The sequence below is a fragment of the Bordetella flabilis genome (assembly GCF_001676725.1).
Taxonomy (GTDB): domain Bacteria; phylum Pseudomonadota; class Gammaproteobacteria; order Burkholderiales; family Burkholderiaceae_B; genus Bordetella_C; species Bordetella_C flabilis.
The window spans coordinates 2599621-2624440 of the sequence record NZ_CP016172.1 but is presented as its reverse complement, the minus strand read 5'-3'; the positions used below and the strand labels follow the sequence as shown (position 1 = coordinate 2624440).

Genomic DNA, 24820 nt, shown 5'->3' with positions numbered 1-24820 from the left:
CTTTCGTTGTCATTCGGCATGCCCCCCTGCTTGCGCCGGGGGCGTCGTACTGTGTTTCGGATCGCCGGGGTCGTGCGGGTCGCCGCGTTCGCTTTGGCGCTTGACCTTGAATACCCGCAGCATCGCGACGAAGAAGGTCGGCACAAAGAAAATCGCCAGGAAGGTCGCGGTCAGCATGCCGCCGATCACGCCGGTACCGATGGCGTTCTGGCTACCCGAGCCGGCGCCGCTGGCGATGGCCAGCGGGACCACGCCCAGGATGAACGCCATCGAGGTCATCAGGATGGGCCGCAGCCGCTGCCGCGCCGCATGGATGGCCGACTCCGTCAGGCTCGCCCCGGATTCGTAATGCTCCTTGGCGAACTCGACGATCAGGATGGCGTTTTTGGCGGCCAGGCCGACCGTCGTCAACAGACCGACCTGGAAGTACACGTCATTGGACAGGCCGCGCAACAGCGTGGCCGCCAGCGCGCCGATGATGCCCAGCGGGACCACCATCATCACCGCCGTGGGAATGGACCAGCTTTCGTACAAGGCGGCCAGGCACAGGAACACCACGATCAGCGATATCGCATACAACGCCGGCGCCTGCGAACCGGACAACCTTTCCTCATACGACAGGCCGGTCCACTCGTAGCCGATACCCGGCGGCATGGTGGCGGCGATGCGCTCCATTTCCGCCATGGCTTCGCCGGTGCTGCGCCCGGGCGCCGGCTGGCCCAGGATTTCATAAGCCGGCACGCCGTTGTAGCGGTTCAGCTTCTGCGGCCCATAAGTCCAGTCCGCCGATGCGAAGGCCGAGAACGGCACCATATCGCCCGCCGCATTGCGCACGTACCACTTGTTCAGGTCGTCGGGCAACATGCGCGAGCTGGGCATGCCCTGCACGTAGACCTTCTTGACGCGGCCGCGGTCGATGAAGTCGTTGACGTAGGTGGAACCCCAGGCCGTCGTCAGCACGCTGTTGACGTCCTGGATGGAAATGCCCAGCACGCGCGCCTTTTCGCGGTCGATGTTCAGGCGGTACTGCGGGGCGTCCTCCACGCTGTTGGGCCGTACGGCCATCAGGACGGGGCTCTTCGCCGCTTCGGCCAGCAACTGGTTGCGCGCGGCCAGCAGGCGATCGTGCCCCAGCCCCCCGCGATCCATCAACTGGAAGTCGAAGCCCGTGGCATTGCCCAGTTCCAGCACGGCGGGCGGCGCAAAGGCGATCACCTGCGCATCGCGTATGGTTTGCGCGAAGTGCGCGGACGCGCGCTGCGCCAGCGCGGCGACCTTCTGCCGCGCATCGGGCCGGTCGCCCCAGTCCTTGAGCTTGACGAACATCAGCCCGGCATTCTGCCCCCGGCCGCCGAAGTTGAAGCCGTTGATGGCGAACACCGACGCCACCGTATCCTTTTCGTCATCGAGCAGGTACTTGGTGGCCTGGTCCAGTACCGCCTGGGTGCGCTCGGCCGTCGCGCCGGACGGCGTGGCGACCTGCACGAACAGGATGCCCTGGTCCTCGTCCGGCAGGAAGGACGTCGGAATACGGGTGAACAGGAACACCATGCCGGCCACGATCAGCGCATAGATCAGCAGCACGCGCGGCGTGCGATTCAACACGCGCGACACGGTGTTGGCATAGCCGTGGCTGCTGCGGTTGAAGACGCGGTTGAACCAGCCGAAGAAGCCGCGCTTGTTCTCGTGGTGGCCCGGGGCGATAGGCTTGAGCAGCGTCGCGCACAGCGCCGGCGTGAAGACCAGGGCCACCAGCACGGATAGCGCCATGGCGGACACGATGGTGATGGAGAACTGCCGGTAGATCACGCCCGTGGACCCGCCGAAGAAGGCCATCGGAATGAACACGGCGGCCAGCACCATGGCGATGCCGACCAGCGCGCCGGTGATCTGCTCCATGGACTTGCGCGTGGCCTGGCGCGGCGTCAGGCCTTCTTCGGCCATGACCCGTTCGACGTTCTCCACGACCACGATGGCATCGTCCACCAGCAGGCCGATGGCCAGCACCATGCCGAACATCGTCAGCGTATTGATCGAATACCCGAACGCCGCAAGGACCCCGAAGGTGCCCAGCAGCACCACCGGCACCGCCAGCGTGGGCACCAGTGTGGCCCGCAGATTCTGCAGGAACAGGTACATCACCAGGAAAACCAGCACGATGGCTTCGCCCAGTGTCTTGAACACGTCCTCGATCGAAAGCTTGACGAAGGGGGTCGTGTCGTAGGGATAGACCACGTCCATGCCGGGCGGGAAGAAAGGCTTGAGGCCGTCCACGGTGTGCCGCACTGCCTCGGCCGTGTCCAGGGCATTGGCCCCGGCGGCCAGCTTGATCGCCAGGCCGGCGGCCGGCTTGCCGTTGTACAGGCTGTCGATGGTATAGGACTGCGCGCCCAGGCTGACGCTGCCGACGTCACGCAGGCGCACCTGCGAGCCATCCGCATTCACCTTCAGCAGGATGTTGCCGAATTGCTCCGGCGTCTGCAGGCGCGACGGCCCGATGATGGTCGCCGTCAGGTCCTGCCCGCGCACGGCCGGCAGCCCGCCCAGCTGCCCCGTGGAGACCTGCACGTTCTGCTGCGAAATGGCGTTGACCACATCCACCGTGGTCAGGCTGTAGTTCAGCAGTTTGGCCGGGTCGAGCCAGATGCGCATCGCGTACTGCGAGCCGAACAACTGGAAATCGCCGACGCCGCTGGTGCGGCTGATCGGGTCCTGCACATAGGACGCGACATAGTCGGCCAGGTCGGCGCGCGACATGCTGCCGTCCGTGGAGATGAACGCGGCCACCAGCAGGAAGTTCTTGGTGGCCTTGGTGACGCGGATACCCTGCTGCTGCACCTCCTGGGGCAAGAGCGGCTGCGCCAACGACAGCTTGTTCTGCACCTGCACCTGCGCCGTGTCGGCATTGGTGCCCTGCGTGAAGGTCAGCGTGATGGTGACGCTGCCGTCGGCCGCGCTCTCGGAGTTCATGTACTCCAGGCCATCGAGCCCGTTCATCTGCTGCTCGATGACCTGGACGACCGTATCCTGCACCGTCTGGGCCGATGCACCCGGGTAATTCACCTGGATGCTGATCGAGGGCGGTGCGATGGCGGGGTATTGCGATATCGGCAGACGCAGGATGGACAGGGCGCCCGCCAGCATCATGACGATGGCGATCACCCAGGCGAACACCGGCCTTTCTATGAAAAACTTAGCCATGCTTGAAACTCCCTGACCGGCTTACTGGGCCGGCGTCGCCGCGGCCGCGGTCGCGGGCTTGGCATTGGCATCGGCCACGGTTACGTCCATGCCCGGGCGTATGCTTTGCAAACCTTCGACGACCACCTTGTCGCCCGGCTTGAGGCCGCTGGTCACCAGCCAGTTCGAGCCGATCGCGCGATCGGTGGTCAGGTCGCGCACCTCGATCTTCCCTTGTGCGTTCACCACGTAGGCGGTCGGCGTGCCGCGCTGGTTGCGCACGACGCCGCGCTGCGGCACCAGCAGCCCTTCGCTGGCGACCCCGTCGACCAGCTTGGCCCGCACGAACATGCCGGGCAACAGGCGATGCTCGGGGTTGGGGAATACGGCACGCAACGTGACCGAACCGGTGCTCTGGTCCACCGTCACCTCGGAGAACTGCAGCTTGCCTTCATGGTTGTACTGGGTGCCGTCCTCCAGAGTCAGCGTCACCTGCGCGGCCTGCTGGTCGGCGGCCCGCTTGATCTCGCCCTTTTTCAGTTGATCCTGCAGGCGGAGCAACTGGACGCTGGACTGCACGACGTCGACGTAGATCGGGTCGATCTGCTGTACCGATGCCAGCGCCGACGTCTGGTTGGCCGTGACGAGCGCGCCTTCGGTCACCACGGACCTGCCGATGATGCCCTCGATGGGCGACAGGACCTTGGTATAGACGAGGTTGATGCGCGCGGTATCGACGGCCGCCTTGGCTGCCATGACGTCCGCCTTGGCCTGGTCGCGGGCGGCCACGGCGTCATCGTAGGTCTGGCGGCTGATGGCGCGCGTCTCCGTCAGCGGCTTGTAGCGTTCAGCCAGCAACGTCGCGGTCTTGACCTGGGCTTCGGCTCGCGCCAGTGCGGCGCGCTCGCTGTCCAGGGTGGCCTGGTACAGCGATGGGTCGATCTGGTACAGCTGCTGCCCCGCCTTCACCTGGCCGCCTTCGGTGAAGAGTCGCTTCAGGATGATGCCGTTGACCTGCGGCCGCACTTCCGCGACACGGTATGGCGTGGTGCGGCCGGGCAGCTCCGTGGTCAGCGACACAGGTTGTGCCTGCACGGTCACCACGCCGACGGTCGGCTTGGCGGGGGCGGCGGCGGCATTGTCCTTTTTGCCGCAAGCGGCCAGAGCAAGGACGAGCACGGCCAGGGCGGCCGCCGCGGCGGCACGCCCGGCGGTCTTCTTATTCATACGGTGCATTTCCTGATTCCCAACAAGAACCGGTCGGCGATCGCCGACCGCAACAACACGATCAAGGCGAGGCGCGCAGCGAGGCGCCTGGGCGGTTTGCTGCATTGCAAAAGCGTTGATTGTGCACTATTCCACCCGCGTAACAAAGGGCGCTATTGCGAAAACTTCGTTCCATCAATGAGACAATGATGCCATGACAAAGTGCCTTCAAACTATGGAGTTGTTCGTCGAGGTCGCGCGGGCGAAGAGCTTCAGCCGCGCGGCGCTGGTGCTCGGCGTCCCCAAGTCCACGCTGTCGCGCCAGGTTGCGGAACTGGAGCGCTCCCTGGGCGTGCAGTTGCTTAGCCGCACGACACGCAAGGTCGAACTGACCGACGCCGGCTCGCGCTACTTCGAGCGTTGCCAGCACATCGTCGCCGAGGCACAGTTCGCGCACGAGGAGATCCAGGGGCTGGCCAGTACGCCGGCGGGACCCTTGCGCGTGAACATGCCCATCGACTTCGGCACCGACTTCCTGGCCGAGTCGCTGATGGCGTTCTCGCGCCGCTATCCGGACGTCACCTTCCACCTGGACATGGCCGCGCCCGACCATGCCGGGCAGGTATTCCATGCCTGCGACGTCGCCATAGAAATCGGCGAACAGCCTTCGCCCACACGCATCGCCCGCCAGTTGGGGTCGATTTCGGCCTACCTGTACGCCGCGCCGTCCTATCTGGCCGCGCGCGGTACGCCGGTCCATCCGGACCATCTTGCCAGCCACGAATGCATGGAGTTTCGCGCAACGCCGGGCGCGCGCGTCACGCGGTGGCCGTTGCATCGGAACGGCGAACATATCGAATTCCATCCGGGAAAGCGGTTCTCGATGAACAGTGCCAGCATGTTACGGCGGCTGGCCACGCTGGGCGCAGGCATCGCCGTGCTGTCCGAGGTCGCCGCGCAGCAGGAGGTGGCCGCGGGCCGATTGCTGCGCGTACTGCCCGACTGGGAGGTCGGCCCCTTCCCCGTGTACGCCGTCACCGAGACACGGCTGCTGCCGGTCAAGACCCGCACCTTCGTGGAATTCCTGACCGAACGGCTGCAGGGCGACTGGTCGCGCCATGCGAAGCGTAGCGCAGCGCGGGCATTGGATGTCCGCGCTGAAACGGATTGAAATCGGTCGCGCGCTTTTCTTATGGGATCAGCGCTCCCACGGCGGCGCCGGACGCGCCGCGGCGCCCAGGCGCGCACGCAGCGCCTCCACGTCGTCGCCGCGCTGCAGGCTATCAAGCGCGCTCAGCACCATCCAGTCTGCGCTGACCTCGAAGAAATCGCGCAATTGCGCACGCGTATCGCTGCGCCCGAAGCCATCGGTGCCCAGGGTACGGAAGCGGCCGGGCGCCCAGGCGCGTATCTGCTCCGGGACCGCCCGCACATAATCGCTGGCAGCCACGATGGGCAATGCCGACTGCCCCCACTGCTGCTCGATCCACGCGGGCGGCGCATCCAGGCCCAGCAGGCGGGAGCGGTCCACCGCGCGCGCCTCGCGCGCCAGTTCGGAGAAGCTCGTCACGCTCCAGACTTCGGCCGCGACACCGTATTCGTCCTGCAGGCGTTGTGCCGCCATCATGGCTTCGCGCACCATGGGGCCGGCCGCGGCCAGGCGTATCCGGGCGGCGCCGCCGGCATCGCGCAAGCGGTACATGCCGCGCAGAATGCCTTCACGGACGGCGTCGCCGGCGGGCATATCCGGTTGCGGGATATTCTCGTTGGTGACGGTCAGGTAGTAGAACTCGTCACGCTGCTCGGTCAGCATGCGCCGCATGCCGGCTTCGACGATGACCGCGACCTCGTAGGCGTAGGCGGGATCGTAGGCCCGGCAGTTCGGGATCGTGCCGGCCACCAGGTGGCTGCTGCCATCCTGGTGCTGCAGGCCCTCTCCGCCCAGCGTGGTGCGCCCGGACGTGGCCCCGACCAGGAAGCCGCGCGTGCGCTGGTCCGCGGCGGCCCAGATCAGGTCCCCTACCCGCTGGAAACCGAACATCGAGTAGTAGATGTAGAACGGCAGCATGGGCAGGCCGTTGACGGAATAGCTGGTGCCCGCCGCGATCCAGGACGACAGGGCGCCGGCTTCGGTAATGCCCTCCTCCAGGATCTGTCCGTCGCGCGCCTCGCGGTAGTGCAGCACCGAGCCGATATCCTCCGGCTCGTACAACTGGCCTTGCGAGGAATAAATGCCGACCTGGCGGAACAGGTTGGCCATGCCGAAGGTGCGCGCCTCGTCGGCCACGATGGGCACGATGCGCGCACCCAGGTCGCGGTCCTTCAGCAACGCCGTCAACATGCGGACGATGGCCATGGTGCTGGACATCTCCTTGCCGCCGGGAGCCAGCGCGAAGGCAGCCCAGGACGCCACCGGCTGGGCCTGGAGAACGGGCGCGCGTCCGCTGCGGCGCGGGATGCAGCCGCCCAGCGCCGCGCGGCGGTCGCGCAGATAGCGCATCTCGGCGCTGTCCGGGTCGGGCCGATAGAACTTCAAGGCGGCGCAGTCCGCATCCGTGATCGGCAAGGCGAAGCGGTCGCGAAACGCCAGCAGCGCCTGTACGTCCAGTTTCTTCTGTTGGTGGGTCGTCATCTTGCCCTGGCCGGCCTCGCCCATGCCATAGCCTTTCTTGGTCTGCGCCAGGATGACGGTGGGCTGCCCGGCATGCCGTGCGGCGCGATGGTAGGCGGCATGGATCTTGACGATGTCATGCCCGCCGCGGCGCAACCGGTCGATGGCGTCGTCCGACCAGTCCGCCACCAGCGCGGCCAGTTCGGGCGTACACCCGAAGAATTGCCGCCGGTTATACGCGCCGTCTTTCGCGGCGAAGGTCTGGAACTGGCCGTCCACCGTATGCGAAAAAGCATGCGCCAGCGCGCCGGTGGCATCGCGACGCAGCAGCGGGTCCCAGTCACCGCCCCACAACAGCTTGATGACGTTCCAGCCCGCGCCCGCGTACAGGGTTTCCAGTTCGTCGATGATGCGGCCGTTGCCGCGCACCGGGCCGTCCAGCCGCTGCAGATTGCAATTGACGACGAACACCAGGTTGTCGAGCTTTTCGCGTGCCGCCAGCGTCAGCGCGGCGACCGACTCGGGCTCGTCCATTTCGCCGTCGCCGAAAATGCCCCAGACCTTGCGATCGGATGGCGCGGCCAGCCCGCGATGCTCCAGGTAGCGCATGAAGCGGGCCTGGTAGATGGCGTTGATCGGGCCAATGCCCATGGAGCCGGTCGGGAATTGCCAGAAGTCCGGCATCAGCCAGGGGTGCGGATATGACGACAGGCCGTGCATGCCGCGCCCCGAGGCTTCGATTTCACGGCGGAAATGGGCCAGTTCCGCTTCGCTCAGGAAGCCTTCCAGGAAGGCGCGCGCGTAGATGCCCGGCGCGGAGTGCGGCTGCATGTAGACGACGTCGCCGCCATGGTAGGCAGTCGGCGCGCGCCAGAAATGATTGAAGCCCACTTCGAACAGGTCCGCCGCCGAGGCATAGCTGGCGATATGCCCACCCAGTTCGCCGTGGGCCTGGTTCGCGCGTACCACCATGGCCAGCGCATTCCAGCGGTTGATCGAAGCGATGCGCTCCTCGATCTGCATATCCCCCGGAAACGGCGGTTCCTGCTCGGCGGGGATCGTGTTCAGGTAGGCCGAGGCGACCGGCCCATGCCCGCGCACGCCCAGGCGCGCCGCATAAGCCAGGACCTGTTCAAGCACGAAGGCCGCGCGGTGCGGACCTTCGGCGGCCACCAGGGACGCCAGGGCATCCCGCCATTCCGCCGTTTCCTGCGGATCCGCATCCACGCGCGCCATGGCGGCGGCGGGGTCCGCGGCTGCCCCGTCCAGCGGGACGGTGGCGGTCGCGGCGGGCGTGGCGATATGGGCAAGGTGGGGGGCGTCGGTGTCGAACATGGCGGCTCTCGCGGGACGCGGGAACAGGCCCATGCAGGCACGCGGAGGGACCGGTGGCGACATGTGCACAGGGGCATCCCAGTGCCCACCATGCTAGATGTGCAAGCCCGGCATAGGGCTTCGAATTCGAGGCGCCACGGCGGGCGGAACGGCATGTTATTCCGTCGATGGCGCGGTGTGCGGCACTTCCTGCCGTTATGCACGCGAAAGGCTGGATGAACCCCTGCGCCGCGTGTCACGGTGCGGCAATCGCGGTGTCCGCCGTGGCGGCGCATCCCCGGCCTGCGCGTCGTGCGGGTCGTGCGGGTTCTTGAGACGTCCGGCGGGGTAGTCGCCTGCCCGGGCCGGCGACTACCCCGCCGGACTCGAGCGTCTTGAATCGACGGATGCTGCGACCGGTTGTGTTCTTGCAGCTTCGGTCCCAGCAGTGGGGGGTGGAAGAGTTTGCGATGCCCGCCAAAGCACGGCCCCCTGCGGGCCGTGCTTTGGCATACGCGGTGCGGGCTTGCGACGGGTGATGGCGTTGTCGGTGGGATTGCGTCGGGATTGTGTTATTTCACCGACGGCCAGCGCCCGCCCAGGGCTTGGGTCGCCGTGCGCGCGGCCTCCTGCACCAGGCGCGACATCTTCTTGATGGCCGCGGGGGTGAAGCGCTCCTTCGGTCCGGAAAGCGATATAGCGCCGGACAACTGGTCGTCCGGCCCGAAGACGGGGCTGGCGACGGCGGCGCAATTGGGATCGCGCTCGCCCATGGACAGCAGCATGAGCCCCGCATCCTGGGGCGCTTCATGCTTGACCACATACGCGGTGATGAGGCGCCCGGCCGCCCCCTTGCTCAACGGCAGGAGGTCGCCGACCCGGATGCGATCCAGCGTGGAGTGATGCGAATCCACCCGCAGCAGGCAGATGCGGGAATCGGCATCCTGGTACACGTGGAAGGAGGCGCTCTCCGTACCCTTGTCCACCAGGTCCTGCAGCAAGGGCAGGATGCTTTCGGTCAGCTGGTAGGTGGCCTCGTAGGCGCGGCCGAGGCTGTGCGCATAGGGACCGAGGGCATAACGACCGTCCGGCCGCCGCACCACCAGGCACGCCCTTTCGAGGGTCGCGATCAGGCGCAGCAAGGTGCTCTTGTAGAAACCGGTGGCGCGGGACAGGTCTGCCAGGGTGATGGGATCGGTGCGCTGTGCGACGGCGTCGACGATGGCGAGGGCGCGCTCGACGGCTGCCACGCCATCGGTCGCGCCCTCCTGGCTGGCTTGGCGACTCATGCGTATGAAGAAAAGGAATTAAGGTGTGTCGACACTGGAAGACGTCTCCGGCTCGGCGTCGATGGCGCGGCTGACGACCGGCCAGTACCGATTGCCATCCCCACGCTGCAGCGCCGCTTCGAACCAGTGATCGACATTGCGGGCACCGAAGGCCTGCACGCCGGTCTGCTCGGCCAGCAGCAGCGCATAGCGCAGATCCTTGCGGGCGTACTGGACGGGGAAGGCCTTCTCCGGAAAATCACCCGGCAGAATAGCCTTTAAGCCATGGTTGCGCAACGCGAAGCTGTCGGCCGAGCCGCGCGACAGGGTGTCGAGCAGGACCTGCGGATCGACGCCCGAGCGGCGCGCGATGGCACGCGCCTCGGACAGCGCCACCACGGTCTCGAACAACACCATGTTGTTGAGGATCTTCACCACCTGGCCGCTGCCGACCGGACCGCACAGCGTGATCTCGCTGGCGAAGGTGGCGATCAACGGCCGGACGCTTTCGAAGGTGGCCGCATCGCCGCCCACCATCACCGACAGGGTACCGGCCTCGGCGGCGGCGCGCGTCCGCGCCACCGGCGCATCCAGGAAGGCAACGCCCCGTGTCGCGAAGTCGGCCGCCAGCTGGCGCGTGGTATCGACCGGCGACGTGCTCAGGTCGATGACGATCTGGCCGTCGCGCGCGCCCGCGAGCAAGCCGTCGTCCGCGCGAACGATCCTGTCCACGACTTCGCCGGAAGGCAGCGACAGGAAGACCACATCGCAGTCGCGCATGATGGCCGGCACGTCGGCGCCGGCTACCCCGTGTGCGGCCACCCGCCGCAGCGGTTCGGGATCGATATCGCAGGCGACCACCGGTACGCCGCACTTCTGCGCCAGATTGCGGCACATGGGTTCACCCATGACGCCCAGGCCGATGAAACCGATTTTCTTGATTGCACTCATGATGTCTCCGTCGAGTCGTTGGACCGATCGCCGCGCGACCGGCCCATGGGATGGATGGGCCCGCCTCACATGCCGAAATAGATGCCCTTGGACTGTTGATACAGGCGCAGGCCCCCTATGCCCTTCTCGCGCCCCAGGCCGCTCTGCTTGTAGCCGCCGAACGGCGTCGAGACGGACAACTGCTTGTAGGTGTTGATCCACACGCTGCCGGCTTCGAGCCGCGTGGCGATGCGCCAGGCGCGGCGGTAATCCGCGGTCCAGATGCCGGAGGCCAGGCCGTAGACGCTTTCGTTGGCTTGCTCGATCAAGTCCTCTTCGTCCTGGAACGGCAGCGCGCACAGCACGGGACCGAAGATCTCTTCACGCACCACCAGCGCGTCGCGCCGCAGTCCGCTCAGGATGGTGGGCTGGTAGAAAGCGCCCCCCGCCAGCGCCTCGGCCTCCGGTCGCTGGCCGCCGATCAGTACCTCGGCGCCTTCATCGCGCGCCGACTGCACCATGCTCTCTATCTTCTGCCGATGGCCGAAAGAAGCGATGGGCCCCATCTGCGCGCCCTGCGCCTGCGGCATGTCGACCTTGATGCGCGCGGTCCGCGCGACCAGGCGCTCCTGGAACTCCTGCGCGATGGCGGCCTGCACATAAAGCCGCGACCCGGCCACGCAGGATTGGCCGCTGCCTTCGAAGATTCCGCCCACGACGGCCTCGATGGCGGCGTCCATATCGGCGTCCGCGAACACGATGTGCGGCGATTTTCCGCCCAGTTCGAGCGCGACGGGCATCAGCTTCTGCGCCGCCGCGATGGCGATGGCGCGGCCGCTGGCCGTGCCGCCCGTGAACGAAACCATGCGCACGCCCGGGTGTTCGACCAGGCCCTTGCCGGCGACGGCGCCGGTGCCGGTAACCACGTTCAGGATGCCCGGCGGCAGCCCGGCTTCGAGGGCCAGGCGGCCCAGCTCCAGCGCCGGCGACGGCGTTACCTCCGACGGCTTCAGGATGACCGCATTTCCGGCCGCCAGCGCCGGTGCAACCTTCTGCGCTTCCATCGTCAGCGGCGAGTTCCACGGCGTAATGGCGGCGACCACGCCGTAAGGCTCATAGCGCGTCATCGACAGATAGTTGCCGCGTGCCGGCGTTACCTCGGCGCAGATGGTTTCGCAAACACCGGCGTAATAGCGGAAGGTGGCGGCGGCGCTGGCGACCTGCGCCTTGCACTCGGCCCACACCTTGCCGTTCTCGATCATCTGCAGCTGCGCGAACAACTCGGATTCGCGGTCCATGGCATCCGCGATGCGGCGCAGGATGCCCGCGCGCTGGTGCTGCAACATGTCGCGCCACGCTGGCTCGCGCACGGCGCGCCACGCGGCTTCGACGGCACGGTCGACTTCGGATGCCGTGGCGGCGCTGACGCGGAAATTCTCCTCTCCGGTGGCCGGATTGATCGAGGCAAAGGCATCGCGGTCGACGCTGACCCAGGCGCCATCGATCAACATGGGCTTGAGCTGTACGGCTGACGATGCAGGAGGCGTTCTCGGCGTGGACATGGTCGTCTGTTTCCTCTCGCGGAGCCGCCGCGGTGCCCGGGATGAGCGCGTGCGGCACGCATTTTCGTTGACAAGTTCTATGCCGCACAATATAAAATAGAATGATCGTTCTGTCTATAAGAACACACTGCACGCGGCACCGCAAGACAGAAACGTTCCAACAAACACCCCTTATCGAAGGTTCGAGGAGACCAAGTCATGCATTCATCCTGGATACGCGCCGGCCTGTTGGCCATGGCGCTGTTGACCGGCACGGCGCAGGCCGACACCTACCCCGCCAAACCGGTGACGATGGTCGTCCCATATCCCGCCGGCGGGGCGACCGACGTCGTCGCGCGTGCGGTAGCCGAGAAGCTCGGCGTTGCATGGAAGCAGTCGGTCATCGTCGAGAACCGCGCCGGCGCGGGGACCACCATCGCGGCCAGCTACGTCGCGCGCGCCCAGGGCGACGGCTACACGCTTTTCATGACGACGTCCGCGCACACCATCAGCGGCCACTTGTATTCCAAGCTGCCCTACGACCCGATGAAGGACTTCACGCCCATCACCCTGGTCACCAAGGTGCCCCTGGTGCTGGTCGTCAACCCCGCCATTCCGGCGCAAAACCTGAAGGAATTCCTTGCCTATCTGAAGAAGGACGGGGCCAGCGTGAACTTCGCCTCGCCCGGCACGGGGACGGCGCAGCACCTGAGCGGTGAACTGTTCAAGATCGCGACGGGATCCGGGATTACGCATGTGCCCTATCGCGGCGACGCCCCCGCCTTCACCGACCTGGTCGGCGGCCAGGTCCAGATGATGCTCGCCACCATTACGTCGGCGTTGCCGCTGATCGAATCCGGAAAGCTGCGCGCGCTGGCCGTGGCCAACGACAAGCGCGTATCCGCGCTGTCCTCGGTGCCCACTTTCGCCGAAGCCGGCATGCCCGGATTCGAAGCGGCCACCTGGTTCGGCCTGCTGGCCCCCGCCAGCATGAAGCCGGAGCTCGCCCAGCGCATCTACGGCGACGTATCGAAAATCGTCGCCACGCCCGACATGCGCAAGCGCATCGAGGACCTGGGCGGCGAAGTCGTCAACAGCACGCCGGCGCAGTTCGCCGATTTCATGCGCGCCGAAGAAAGCAAGTGGGGCAAGGCCGTGCAGGCGTCGGGCGCGAAGGCATCGGACTGACCGTGGCGCGGCGTTGGCGCGGCAGCCAGGGCAGGCACAAAGCCCGCGCACGCCCCAGGGGCACTGCGCGACGGCCCCGGACAAGCCCTTGTTGACATCGCGCTGACAGCCCCTAGAATGTTCTCTACAAAAGAATAGCCATTCTGTTTGACAGAATAAGCAATAAGCCGTCCCACACCCAGCCGCCGGGCGCGCAACCAGGCGCCCGGCGGACGCGACGAGGCAGGAGACATGCACGACCCATCCATCCAGCCGGACGAGGATCTCGTCCGCCGTTTCACCGCCTGCGCCACCGGATTCGCCCGCGCGCGGGCCGTGGACGCCGACATCCTCGTGCAGTTCGGCAGTGCGCCGGTGATCGTCAAGGTCCGCGACGGCGCGGTGTGTTCCATCGCCGCGCCGCGCGCACCGCTGCCATCCTGGGACTATGCCGTACGCGGCAGCGCGCGCGGATGGCAGGCGCTCTGGGAAGCCCCGCCGGCGCCGGGCTGGCACGACATATTCGCGCTTGCCAAGCTGGGCGAATTCGCCATCGAGGGACGCCTGCAAGGCCTGATGGCGCACCTGCAGTTCGTCAAGGACCTGCTCGCCTGCCCCAGGGCCGCCGGCACGCCGGGGAGCCACGCATGAACACGCCCATCGAACCCATCGTCGGTCGCTATGCGCGGATCGACATCCAGGGCAAGCCATGCCGTGTCTATTTCGAGGAGGCCGGCGCCGGCATCCCGTTGGTCTGCCTGCACACCGCCGGCGCGGACGGCCGGCAGTATCGCCACATGATGTGCGACGACGCCATCACGTCCCGCTACCGTGTGCTGGCCTTCGACATGCCGTGGCACGGCAAGTCCTATCCGCCTGACGGCGCCTACGGCGAGGAATACCGCCTGACCACCGGCTTGTACGTGGATACGGTGATGTCGTTCTGCGCCGCCTTGAACCTGGACCGGCCCGCCTTGATAGGCTGCTCCATAGGCGGGCGCATCGTGCTGCAACTGGCCCACGAGCACGGTGCGCGCTTTCGCGCCCTGATCGGCGTCGAGGCGGCCGACTACCAGGAACCCTGGTATGACACCGCCTGGCTGCATCGTGGCGACGTGCATGGCGGGGAGGTATGCGCCGCGCTGGTCTCGGGGCTGGTCGCGCCGCAATCGCCGGCGCGGTACCGCGACGAGACCCTGTGGCAGTACATGCAGAGCGGTCCGGGCGTATTCCGCGGCGACCTCTACTTCTATCGTCAGGACAGCGACCTGCGCGGTCGTCTCGGCGGCATCGATACCGCCGCCTGCCCGCTATACCTGCTCACAGGCGAGTACGACTTCTCATGCAGCCCGGACGACACCTTGCGCACGGCCCGCGCCATTCCGGGCGCGCAGGCCACCATCATGCGCGAGGTCGGGCACTTTCCCATGAGCGAAAACCCGGCGCAATTCCGCCGATACCTGCTGCCCGTTCTCGACGAGATCGCGGCGCGCTGACGCCCCGCGCAAGACCAACAACCCCGGAGACGATCATGAAAACCCACACTACCGCCACCTTGCTGCTGGCTCTCGGCGCCGCCTGCACCGCCACCGCGCACGCCCAGGCCACCGACACCCTGACCATCGGCGCGCTCGTCACGCTGTCCGGCGCCGGCGCGGCCTGGGGCCAGGGCATGAAGAATGCGGCCGAGATCGCGGCCGACCAGGTCAATGAAGCCGGCGGCCTGAAGGTCGGCGGCAAGACGTACAAGGTCAACGTCATTGCCTACGATGACAAATACCAGGCCAACGAGGCCGTGACCGTGGCGAACCGGCTGGTGTTCGAGGACAAGGTCCGCTACATCATCGGACCGGTGGGGTCGGCGCCCGTCCTGGCCATCCAGCCGACCACCGAAAAGAACAAGGTCATCGTCATGACCCTGGGGTTCACGGCCAAGGCCCTCGGCCCGGAAAAGCCCTACACCTTCCGGCCCAACGTCACTACGGCGGAAGTGTCGCAGCCACAGATCGACTGGCTGGTAAAGACGCAGGGGCTGAAGAACGTGGGCGCGCTGTTCCCGAACGACGAGACGGGCCAGCAGATCGCCCAGGACCTGGAAAGCGCCTACAAGAAGGCGGGCGCCAAGCTTTCCGCCAAGGAGTTCTTCGAACGCGATCGCGTGGACTTCGTGCCCTTGCTCACACGCATGATGGCGCGCGGCATCGACGGTATCGAACTGGACGGCAATTCCCCCACGACGGCGGGACTGATCGTCAAGCAGGCGCGCGAACTCGGCTTCGAGGGCAGGATCGTGCGTACCGGCGGTCCGGCCACGCAGGAGATCGTCAACGTCGCCGGCGCGCAGGCGACCGACGGCATGTTCGTCCATACGCCCATCGATCCGACGCTGCCGTCGATCCAGGCCTATGCGCAGCGCTATGCCGCGAAGTACAAGACGGCCATGAATGGCTTCAGCCCCGCCTTTTATGACGGCACGAACATGCTGTTCGAAGCCATGCGGCGCGCCGGCACCGTCGAAGATACCGAACGCGTACGCGTTGAACTGGAGAAGCTGCACGACTTTCCCGGCGCGCTGGGCAAGCTCGACTGGACAGGCAAGGCTGTGTACGGGATCGACCACCAACTGAACGCGCCCTTCTACGTGGCCGAGGTCAAGGACGGCAAGGAAGTCATCCGGGCGCGGTGCACCGTCGAGGGCTGCCGCTGATCGCGGTCGGGAGAACACCTTGGACTGGACCGTGCTGCTCGGGCAGGCCACGATCAACGGGTTGATCGTGGGACTGCTATACCTGCTGATGGCCGTCGGCTTCACGCTCGTGTTCGGCGTCATGCGCATGGTGAACTTCGCGCACGGCGAGTTCTACATGCTGGGCGCTTTCGCGGCGTACTTCTTCACGACCAAGGCGGGCGTGCCCTTCCTGCCTGCCGTCGCGCTGACCTTCGTCGGCGCGGTGGCCGGCGGCGCCCTGCTCGAATGGGGCGTGCTGCAACCGTTTCGCCGCGATGAGCTCAATGGCATGATCGCCACCATCGGCCTGGCGATGATCCTGCAGAACCTGGCCCTGATTTTCTTCGGGCCGGACCCCCTGTCCATGCCGGCGGTGGCGCGGGGAACGGTGCGCTTCGACAAGATCGTCGTGCCGGCCTCCCGTGCCTATGTGGTCGGTTTCGCCCTCCTGGCTTTGGCCCTGCTCTATGGCTTCCTGCGCTACGCCAAGGCGGGCCGGGCGCTGCGCGCGGTGGTCGAGGATTTCGAGATCGCGGCCGTGCAGGGCATACGTTCGCGCATCTACTATCCCCTGGGCTTCGGCCTGGGGGTAGGACTGGCGGCGGTTGCCGGCGCGCTCATGGCGCCCCTGTTCTCCGTGTCGCCATTCGTCGGCGCCACGCCGCTGCTCAAGGCCTTCATCGTGGTGATCCTGGGCGGCCTGGGGAGCATCCCCGGCGCGGCCGTGGCGGGGCTTACGCTGGGGCTGGTGGAGAGCTACGCCAGCCTCTTCCTGAGCGGAAGCAGCGCGGACATGCTGATATTCGTGTTGGTGATCGCCATGCTGGTGGTGCGGCCCAAGGGCCTGCTCGGCCGAGGAGAAGCATGATGAACGCATCCGCCGTTTCCGCAGCGGCCTTGCGCGGCGGCGCATGGTGGCCCCGGTGCGCCGCCATCCTGCTGGCCGCGATCGTCGTTGTGCCCTGGTTCTCCGGCCCCTTCGTACTGCACCTCGCCGTGCTTGCCTGCCTGAACGTCATCGTGGTCAACGGCCTGGCACTGATCAGCCGTGCCGGACAGCTCTCGCTGGGCCACGCTGCCTTCGTGGCCATCGGCGCCTACGTGGCCGTGCTTGCGCAGCGCGAGCTTGGACTGCCGTTCGGCGTCGGCATGCTGCTGGGCGTCGCCGCCGCGGCGCTGGTGGCCGGCCTGCTGGGCTGGGTGGTCCTGCGGCTCAAGGGCGTGTACTTCGTGCTGGTCACCTTCGCGTTCGGCGAGCTCGCGCGGCTGGCGCTGCTGGACTGGGCCGGCCTGACCGGTGGGGCCAACGGCCTGGCGGCGATTCCCGCCGCGCAGTTCTTCGGCTTCGCGTTCGACACCCGCGCCAGCGCCTACGGCCTGGCGCTGGCCGTCGCGGCCGGCTCGCTGGCGCTGCTGTGGCTGCTGTTCCGCCAACCGCTGGGCCACGCCATCGATGCGGTGGCGGACAATCCGCAACTGGCCGAATCCACGGGATTGAACGTACACCGCATCCAGTTGCTCGCCTTCATCGGCGGCTGCGCCCTCGCCGGCCTGGGCGGCACGCTGCAGGCCAGCTATGTGGGCTATGTATCGCCCGAGTCCTTCAATACCGGCGTATCGATCGGCTTCATCATCATGCTGGTCATCGGCGGCCGGCAATCGATCTGGGGTCCATGCATCGGCGCGCTGGTGTTGACGCCGCTGCCGGAACTGTTCCGTGGCGCGGTCCAGACGCAGCACATCTTCTATGGCGCGGCGCTGATTCTCATCCTGCGCTTCATGCCGCGCGGCCTCGCCGGGCTGCGTGGCGCGCCAGGCGGCTTGCGCAACCGGGAGCATCCATGATTCCTTCCTCCTCCCCGCTGCTGGAGGTGCGAGCGCTGTCGCGCAGTTTCGGCGGGCTCGCCGCATTGCGCGACCTGAGCTTCTCCGTGTCGCAGGGCGATATCGTGGGCCTGATCGGACCCAACGGCGCCGGCAAGACCACCGCCTTCAACGTCATCAGCGGCGCCATGCCGGCGACGTCGGGCGAAGTGCGCTTCGCCGGCACGGACCTGACGAAGGGGCCGTCGAGCCGCAGCGTGGCGGCGGGCCTGGCGCGCACCTTCCAGTCGACCGCGACCTACGCGCAATCGTCGGTGGCGGACAACGTCTATCGCGGCATGCTGTCGCGCATCCGGCAAAGCGCCCTGCGCCGCCTGACCGGGCGCACGGAGCACCTGCTCGACTCCAGCGAGGTGCCCGCGGAGATCGACGCCATCCTGGACATGCTGGATCTGCGGCCCTGGCGCGATGCGGCCGCCGGTTCGCTGGCCTACGGCCTGCAGAAGAAACTGGGTATCGCCGTGGCGCTGGCCGCCCGGCCGCGCATGCTGCTGCTCGACGAGCCGGCCGCCGGCCTGAACCACGAAGAGTGCAATGAACTCGGCCGCCTGTTGCGCCGGCTTCAATCCGAGCATGGCTTGACGCTGCTGCTGGTGGAACACCACATGGCGCTGGTAATGGACCTGTGCCATCGCATCGTGGTGCTGGTGCAGGGCGAAAAGATCGCCGAAGGCACGCCCGCCCAGGTGCGCGAGAACCCCGCCGTGATCGAAGCCTATCTGGGAGCTCCCGACTATGCCCATGCTTGAGGTACAGGACCTCAGCGTCCGCTATGGGCCGCTGGAAGCCGTGCGAGGCGCGCATTTCGCCGTGGAGTCCGGGCATATCGTCGCACTGGTAGGCGCCAACGGCGCCGGCAAAAGTTCGATGCTCAAGGCGATCATGGGCATGGCCGGCGCCGCGCGCGGCACTATCCGCCTGGACGGCAAGGACATCACCCGCACCGGCATCGCGGCGCGCGTGTCGGCCGGCGTGGCGCTGTCGCCCGAAGGCCGGCGCCTGTTCGGCCGCATGAGCGTGCTCGACAACCTGCTTGCCGGCGCCCACGCGGTACGCGGCGGCGAGCGCACGCGCCGGCGGCTGGAGGAAGTCTATGCGCTGTTTCCGCGCGTGCGCGAACGCCGCCACCAGTTGGCCGGCTCCTTGTCGGGCGGCGAGCAGCAGATGGTGGCCATCGGCCGCGCGCTGATGGCGCAGCCCCGCCTGCTCATGCTGGACGAGCCGTCCCTGGGCATCGCGCCGAAGATCGTTGCCGAGATCGCCGGCGCCATCCAGCGCATCAATGCGGAAACGGGGTTGTCCATCATCCTGGTGGAACAGAATGCGCGCCTGGCGTTGCGCCTGGCGCACCAGGCCTATGCGCTGGAGCATGGCGAGATCGTGCGCGCCGGCAAGGGCAGCGACTTGCTGGTCGACCCCTTCATCCAGCAAGCCTACCTGGGGATGTGAGCATGAACCATCTCGTCCGCTCGGACGCCTGCCTGCCCGAATACGAAGTCTATGCGTTGCGCTACGCCCACATGGCGCGGCAACGGCGCGACAACTTTCTGGGCGGGGACCCGCACGACGGGGCCATGCCCATGGACTTCTTTGTCTGGCTGGTGCGCGCGCCTGGCGCGGTGGTGCTTGTCGATACCGGCTTCAGCGCCGCCACCGCCGCGCGCCGCCGCCGCGATCTGCTCGGCTGCCCGATCGAGGCCCTGGCCCGCCTGGGCGTCCAGCCCCAGGACGTGCAGCATGTGGTGTTGACCCATTTGCACTACGACCATGCGGGGAACCTGGACCGATTGCCGCGCGCGCGCTTCCATATCCAGGATGACGAAGTGGGCTATGCCACCGGCCGGTGCATGTGCCACGAGCCCTTGCGGCACGCCTACGAAGTCGAGGACGTGGTGACGCTGGTGCGCCGCGTGTACGAGGACCGGGTGCAATTCCACGATGGCGACAGCGTGCTGCTGCCCGGCGTGGAATTGCTCAAGATCGGCGGCCATACGCGCGGCCTGCAGGCGGTGCGCGTGCACACCCGGTGCGGCTGGGTCGTGCTGGCTTCCGACGCCAGCCACTACTACGAGAACCTGCACACGGAGCGGCCCTTTCCCATCGTCTACAACACCGCCGACATGCTGGCCGGCTACGCACGCCTGCGGGTCGCGGCGCAAAGCCCGGACCACATCGTGCCCGGCCACGACCCGCTGGTGCTGCGCCGCTATCCGCTGCTGGATGGCTGCGCCGATATCGCGGTGCTTCATGAGGCGCCCGGGAGCTGAGCGTCATCGGCGGTGCGTCATGAGGCGCCCGGGACCTGGGCGTCATCGGGGAGACCGCCCGCACCGGGCCTTATCCCGGTGCGTCGCCGCCGCGGAAACCTTGATTAATAAGTGGTAGCTTACGCATAGAATCAGAATCGGCGGCACACCCGCCGTGCGGAACCCCTATGCCAAGCCCCACTCTAGACGCCATCGACCGCCGCATCCTGGAAGTGCTGCAAACGGACGCCAGCATCACCAACGTGGAGCTGGCGCGGCGGGTCCACCTGTCGCCCTCCCCCTGCCTGGCGCGGGTCAAGGCGCTCGAAGCCGCGGGCGTGATCCGCGGCTACGTCGCGCTGGCCGATCCGCTCAGCCTGGGTTTGAGCCTGAATGTCTTTATCCAGGTCAGCCTGGAGAAACAGATCGAATCGGAGCTGGAGCGGTTCCAGCAGGCCATGGCCGCCTATCCCGAGGTCATGGAGTGCTACCTGATGACCGGCGATGCCGATTACCTGCTGCGGGTGGTGGTGCCCGACATGCGCGGACTGGAGCGGTTCATCGTGAGCCACCTGTCGCGCATCCCGGGCGTGAAGAACATCCGTTCCGGCTTCGCCCTGAAACAGGTGAAATACCAGACCGCGCTGCCGCTTCCCGATCCGCAGCCATGACGTGGCGGGCCATCCGGACTGCGGTGGAACGGCACGGCGGCATTCGCGATCCGCGCGGGGCAGCAGGCCGCCGCCCACGCCCCCAGGCGCGGCGTCGCTCAGAAGCGTTCGTTCTCGCGCAGATAGCGCCACTGCCCGAGCGGCAGGTCGGCGAGCGCCACGCGGCCGATGCGGACGCGCTTCAAGCCCACGACCTTCAGCCCGACCAGCTCGCACATGCGGCGGATCTGCCGCTTCTTCCCTTCCTTCAGGATGAAACGCAGCTGGTCCTCGTTCTGCCATGCCACCTGCGCCGGACGAAGCGGCTTGCCGTCCAGGGACAGGCCGTGATTGAGCAGCGCCAGGCCATTGCCGCCAAGGCGGCCCTGCACCCGCACCAGATATTCCTTTTCGACGTCCGAGTCCTCGCCGATCAACTGCTTGGCGATGCGGCCGTCCTGGGTCAGGACCAGCAGGCCTTGCGAATCGATATCCAGCCTGCCCGCGACGGCCAGGCCGCGCAAATGGGAAGGTTCGAAGCGTAGCGGCGAGCGGTCGTTGGCCGCGCGCGAACGCGCGTTGACCAGCGCGACGGCCGGCGTGTAGCCCTGTTCGGCCTGGCCGGATACATACCCGACCGGCTTGTTGATGAGAATGGTGACCCGCGTGCGCTGCTGCGCCTGCGCGGCGCGCTCCAGGGTGATGACCTGGTCCGGATAGGCCTTGGCGCCCAGTTCGGACACGACCTGGCCGTCCACGCGCACCCAGCCGCGCTCGATATAGCTGTCGGCTTCGCGGCGCGAGCACAGGCCCTGCTCCGACATGAGCTTGGAGATGCGTACTTTTTCCATGGCGCGGCAAACGAAAGCCGACATTCTAACGGTTGCACCGCGGCGGCCGGCCGCCCGCTTGCGGGATAATACGTCGCCATGAAGATTCCGCATCCCGACAGCCCCGGCTGGATACCTGTCCCTCCCCCGTCCTGCACACCCACCCAACGGTTCTGGCTCCTGCGCCCCGGCGCGCTGACCGCCGGCCTGCGCCAGCTGGGCACGATGAGCCTGCGCGTGCTGGCCGAGTACCCCCAGGCCGCACTTGCGGACGAAGCGCATGCCCTGCGGCTGGAGCGCGGTACGCCGGTGTGGGTGCGCGAAGTCATGATGGCCATCGATGGCCTGGATTGCGTGGTGGCGCGCAGCCTGACGCCGCTGCGTGCGTCCAGGTCGACCTGGCAGGGCATGCGGCGCCTGCGCACCCGCCCGCTGGCCGACATGCTTTACCACGACCGCAGCGTGCGCCGGTCCGCCTTCGAATGCCGGCGGCTGGCTCCCGGGGTACCGTTCCATGCGACGGCGCGGGGGACCTGGTCGCACGACGGCGCACCGGACGGCGGCCTTGCGGCAAACCCGGGCGGGCAGGCGCCGCACGATGCCGGTCGCATCCTGGCGCGCCGATCGGTGTTCTGGCGCCATGGTCAACCGCTGCTGGTGGCCGAAGGATTCCTGCCGGGATTCTGGGACAAGGCGGGGACCCGCTGCCCGCCGTGAAAGCCGGGCAGCGCGGCGGTCGCGCGACGGCATGCCGCGGACGCCCCCCGCTGCTCACTCGCGCCAGGTTTCCGGCGCCAGCGTCACGCTGCCCGCTTCGGCCGTCACGTAGACCTCCCGATCCTGCACATTGATATCCAGGGCCATGGTGCGCTCGGCAAGAAGGCCAAGGGCCTGTGTCGCCGCCGCGGGCAGGTTGACCACGCGCAGGTTGCGGGCGCGCGACAACTTGTCGCGTATGCCGTTCCACCAGATCTGGCTGGCATGGCCGCCGTAGCAATAGATCAGCACCTGTTCCGCGCGGCCGCAGGCCTTCAGTATGCGGCGCTCGTCGGGCTGTCCGACTTCGATCCACAGCTCGATGGCGCCCGTCAGGTCCTTGCGCCACAGATCGGGTTCGTCGGTATCGCTCAGGCCCTTGGTGAAGGACAGCGCATCGTCCGCGTTCAGGGCATACGCCAGCATGCGCACCATCATGCGTTCGTCGGTCTCCGACGGGTGGCGCGCCACGGTCACGGCATGGCTGCCGTAATAGCGGCGATCGTTGTCCGCCACATTCAAATCGGCCTTGTAGATGGTCGCGCGTAGTGCCATGGGAGCTCGTCGCCTGCAAAAGCGTGGAATGATACCGCCCGGGTTGCCGCGACGATCCCTAGCCGCGTGCCGTTACATCGCCGGATATGCTCCCACCGCGTGGCGGGCCACGAAGTGCCCGCTGGACACTTCCACCAGCGGCGCCACCACCGGCTCGTCGCCCACCTTGCGCACCGGGCTCGGTATCTCGTCCACCAGCAGCGAACGCTGGCGGTGCCGGCGCTGCGGGTCGGCGATGGGCACCGCGGCCATCAGCTTCCTGGTATAGGGATGCTGAGGATTCTCGAAGATGGCCCGGCGCGGGCCGATCTCGACAATCTGTCCCAGGTACATGACGGCCACCCGATGGCTGATGCGTTCCACCACGGCCATGTCGTGCGAGATGAACAGGAAGGCCACGCCCAGCTCGCGTTGCAGGTCCAGCAGCAAGTTGACGATCTGGGCCTGTATGGACACATCCAGCGCCGACACCGATTCATCGGCCACGACGACCTTGGGGTTGAGCGCCAGCGCCCGCGCGATGCAGACGCGTTGCCGCTGGCCGCCGGAAAATTCATGCGGGTAGCGCCCGATCATCTCCGGCACCAGGCCGCATTTTTCCATCAGCCAGCGTACGCGCTCCTGCGCTTCGCGGCCTTTGGCCGTGCCGTGGATCAGCAGCGGCTCCATGATGGAGTCGCCGACGGTCATGCGCGGGTCCAGCGAACCGAAGGGATCCTGGAAAATGAACTGGATATGCCGCCGCAGCGTCTGCATGGCGGCGCCCCGCAAGGCGCCGATATTGCGGCCGTCGAACTCGATGGTGCCGCCCTGGCTGTGCACCAGTTGCAGCAGGGAGCGTCCGGTGGTGGTCTTGCCGCAGCCGGACTCCCCCACCAGGGATAGCGTCTCGCCGGGATAGAGATCGAAGCTGACCTTCTCCACCGCATGCACCCGGCGCTGCACGCGCCCCAGGATGCCGCCGGCGATGTCGAAGCGGGTGACCAGGTCGCGCACTTTCAGCACGGGACCATTGTCGCGCCGCACGGTGCTCTCGGCCACGCGGGGAATCTCCGGTGTCGGCTCTGCCTGTCCCGCGCCGGCCTGGGTCACCGTCAGCAGGGGAAATGGCGCCGGCTCGTCGGTGCCGTGCATGGCGCCCAGGCGCGGCACCGCGGACAGCAGGGCGCGCGTGTAGGCATGGCGCGGATGGGCGAAGACCTCGTCCGAACCGCCCTCTTCCACCTTGTCCCCGCGGTACATCACCAGTACGCGGTCCGCCACCTCGGCGACCACGCCCATATCGTGGGTGATGAAGATCACGCCCATGTTCATCTCTTCCTGCAGTTGGCGGATCAACTGCAGGATCTGCGCCTGGATGGTCACATCCAGCGCGGTCGTCGGCTCGTCGGCGATCAGCAGTTGCGGCTTGCAGGACAGCGCCATGGCGATCATGACGCGCTGCCGCATGCCGCCCGACAATTGGTGCGGGTAGCGGTCCAGCACCGATCCGGCCTCCGGAATGCGCACGCGTTCCAGCATGCGCAGCGTCTCCGCGCGGGCGCCGGCAGCGTCCAGGCCCTGGTGCAACCGCAAGGCTTCGGCGATCTGCACGCCTGCCGTGAAGCTGGGATTGAGCGAGGTCATCGGCTCCTGGAAGATCATGGCGACGTCGGCGCCGCGCACGCGCTGCAAGGCCTGCTCGGAAGCCGCAGTCATGTCCAGCACGTCCCCGCTGCGCCGGCGCAACCTTACCCGGCCATTGGCGATGACGCCGCCGCCATATTCGACCAGCCGCATCAGCGCCAGCGAGGTGACCGATTTGCCCGACCCGGACTCACCCACGATGGCCAGTGTTTCGCCACGGTCGACATGGAACGACACGTTGCGCACCGCCTCGACCGTGCGGTCGTGGGTCTTGAAGCGCACCGTCAGATCTTCTACCTGAACCACCCGGTTGGATTCCATATCCATC

21 protein-coding genes are annotated in these 24820 nt (G+C 67.2%); 12 read left to right on the top strand and 9 right to left on the bottom strand.

The window, feature by feature from the left end:
* Positions 1 to 9 precede the first annotated feature (9 nt).
* Positions 10 to 3201: an efflux RND transporter permease subunit gene (locus BAU07_RS11470; RefSeq protein ID WP_066657519.1), complete on the bottom strand. Its 3192-nt coding sequence runs from the start codon at positions 3199 to 3201 to the stop codon at positions 10 to 12.
* Positions 3202 to 3222: 21 nt separating this feature from the next.
* Positions 3223 to 4407 (bottom strand): efflux RND transporter periplasmic adaptor subunit, encoded by a 1185-nt coding sequence (locus tag BAU07_RS11465; protein ID WP_066657516.1) that lies wholly within the window; start codon positions 4405 to 4407, stop codon positions 3223 to 3225.
* 214 nt (positions 4408 to 4621) lie between these two features.
* Between BAU07_RS11465 and BAU07_RS11460 the strand changes: the two genes are divergently transcribed.
* The gene (locus tag BAU07_RS11460) at positions 4622 to 5557 is read left to right on the top strand and encodes a LysR family transcriptional regulator (RefSeq protein WP_157122503.1); all 936 of its coding nucleotides are present in this window, start codon (positions 4622 to 4624) and stop codon (positions 5555 to 5557) included.
* A 27-nt stretch (positions 5558 to 5584) separates the two neighbouring features.
* Here BAU07_RS11460 and mdeB read toward each other — a convergent pair whose 3' ends face one another.
* The 4 genes from mdeB to BAU07_RS11440 all read right to left on the bottom strand — a co-directional run bounded on the left by mdeB (position 5585) and on the right by BAU07_RS11440 (position 12071).
* A complete protein-coding gene (mdeB, locus tag BAU07_RS11455) occupies positions 5585 to 8233 on the bottom strand; it encodes an alpha-ketoglutarate dehydrogenase (protein ID WP_066665329.1) in 2649 nt (882 codons plus the stop codon).
* Between the two features lie 650 nt (positions 8234 to 8883).
* Positions 8884 to 9600 (bottom strand): IclR family transcriptional regulator, encoded by a 717-nt coding sequence (locus BAU07_RS11450; protein ID WP_066657513.1) that lies wholly within the window; start codon positions 9598 to 9600, stop codon positions 8884 to 8886.
* Positions 9601 to 9618: 18 nt separating this feature from the next.
* Positions 9619 to 10599 (bottom strand): NAD(P)-dependent oxidoreductase, encoded by a 981-nt coding sequence (locus BAU07_RS11445; RefSeq protein ID WP_232338285.1) that lies wholly within the window; start codon positions 10597 to 10599, stop codon positions 9619 to 9621.
* Positions 10596 to 12071 (bottom strand): aldehyde dehydrogenase, encoded by a 1476-nt coding sequence (locus BAU07_RS11440; protein WP_066657509.1) that lies wholly within the window; start codon positions 12069 to 12071, stop codon positions 10596 to 10598. Before BAU07_RS11440 ends, BAU07_RS11445 begins: the two co-directional genes overlap by 4 nt.
* 198 nt (positions 12072 to 12269) lie before the next feature.
* Between BAU07_RS11440 and BAU07_RS11435 the strand changes: the two genes are divergently transcribed.
* The 10 genes from BAU07_RS11435 to BAU07_RS11390 all read left to right on the top strand — a co-directional run bounded on the left by BAU07_RS11435 (position 12270) and on the right by BAU07_RS11390 (position 20746).
* On the top strand, positions 12270 to 13238 hold the full coding sequence (locus BAU07_RS11435) for a Bug family tripartite tricarboxylate transporter substrate binding protein (RefSeq protein ID WP_066657507.1): 969 nt from the start codon (positions 12270 to 12272) through the stop codon (positions 13236 to 13238).
* A gap of 231 nt (positions 13239 to 13469) precedes the next feature.
* Positions 13470 to 13868, top strand: a complete 399-nt coding sequence (locus BAU07_RS11430) for a hypothetical protein (protein WP_066657505.1) — start codon at positions 13470 to 13472, stop codon at positions 13866 to 13868.
* Positions 13865 to 14713, top strand: coding sequence for an alpha/beta fold hydrolase (locus BAU07_RS11425; protein ID WP_066657503.1), 849 nt, complete (start codon positions 13865 to 13867; stop codon positions 14711 to 14713). Before BAU07_RS11430 ends, BAU07_RS11425 begins: the two co-directional genes overlap by 4 nt.
* A gap of 35 nt (positions 14714 to 14748) precedes the next feature.
* Positions 14749 to 15924: an ABC transporter substrate-binding protein gene (locus BAU07_RS11420; protein WP_084025618.1), complete on the top strand. Its 1176-nt coding sequence runs from the start codon at positions 14749 to 14751 to the stop codon at positions 15922 to 15924.
* A gap of 19 nt (positions 15925 to 15943) precedes the next feature.
* Positions 15944 to 16813: a branched-chain amino acid ABC transporter permease gene (locus BAU07_RS11415; RefSeq protein ID WP_066657500.1), complete on the top strand. Its 870-nt coding sequence runs from the start codon at positions 15944 to 15946 to the stop codon at positions 16811 to 16813.
* Positions 16810 to 17790, top strand: coding sequence for a branched-chain amino acid ABC transporter permease (locus tag BAU07_RS11410; RefSeq protein ID WP_198168900.1), 981 nt, complete (start codon positions 16810 to 16812; stop codon positions 17788 to 17790). Before BAU07_RS11415 ends, BAU07_RS11410 begins: the two co-directional genes overlap by 4 nt.
* A complete protein-coding gene (locus BAU07_RS11405) occupies positions 17787 to 18578 on the top strand; it encodes an ABC transporter ATP-binding protein (RefSeq protein WP_066657498.1) in 792 nt (263 codons plus the stop codon). Before BAU07_RS11410 ends, BAU07_RS11405 begins: the two co-directional genes overlap by 4 nt.
* Positions 18565 to 19278 carry an ABC transporter ATP-binding protein gene (locus tag BAU07_RS11400; protein ID WP_066657496.1) on the top strand — a complete coding sequence of 238 codons (714 nt, stop codon included), beginning with the start codon at positions 18565 to 18567 and terminating at the stop codon, positions 19276 to 19278. The genes BAU07_RS11405 and BAU07_RS11400 overlap by 14 nt, the downstream gene beginning before the upstream one ends.
* Positions 19279 to 19280: 2 nt before the next feature.
* Positions 19281 to 20096: an N-acyl homoserine lactonase family protein gene (locus tag BAU07_RS11395; protein ID WP_066657493.1), complete on the top strand. Its 816-nt coding sequence runs from the start codon at positions 19281 to 19283 to the stop codon at positions 20094 to 20096.
* Positions 20097 to 20263: 167 nt separating this feature from the next.
* On the top strand, positions 20264 to 20746 hold the full coding sequence (locus tag BAU07_RS11390) for an Lrp/AsnC family transcriptional regulator (protein ID WP_066657491.1): 483 nt from the start codon (positions 20264 to 20266) through the stop codon (positions 20744 to 20746).
* A gap of 98 nt (positions 20747 to 20844) precedes the next feature.
* Here BAU07_RS11390 and BAU07_RS11385 read toward each other — a convergent pair whose 3' ends face one another.
* On the bottom strand, positions 20845 to 21576 hold the full coding sequence (locus BAU07_RS11385) for a pseudouridine synthase (protein ID WP_066665326.1): 732 nt from the start codon (positions 21574 to 21576) through the stop codon (positions 20845 to 20847).
* A 78-nt stretch (positions 21577 to 21654) separates the two neighbouring features.
* On the opposite strand from BAU07_RS11385, the gene BAU07_RS11380 reads away from it, so the two are divergent.
* On the top strand, positions 21655 to 22272 hold the full coding sequence (locus tag BAU07_RS11380) for a chorismate--pyruvate lyase family protein (RefSeq protein WP_066657489.1): 618 nt from the start codon (positions 21655 to 21657) through the stop codon (positions 22270 to 22272).
* A gap of 54 nt (positions 22273 to 22326) precedes the next feature.
* Here BAU07_RS11380 and BAU07_RS11375 read toward each other — a convergent pair whose 3' ends face one another.
* Together BAU07_RS11375 and BAU07_RS11370 are read right to left on the bottom strand one after the other, a co-directional pair.
* On the bottom strand, positions 22327 to 22866 hold the full coding sequence (locus tag BAU07_RS11375; RefSeq protein ID WP_066657483.1) for a YaeQ family protein: 540 nt from the start codon (positions 22864 to 22866) through the stop codon (positions 22327 to 22329).
* Between the two features lie 72 nt (positions 22867 to 22938).
* Positions 22939 to 24813: a dipeptide ABC transporter ATP-binding protein gene (locus BAU07_RS11370; protein WP_066665325.1), complete on the bottom strand. Its 1875-nt coding sequence runs from the start codon at positions 24811 to 24813 to the stop codon at positions 22939 to 22941.
* Positions 24814 to 24820 lie beyond the last annotated feature (7 nt).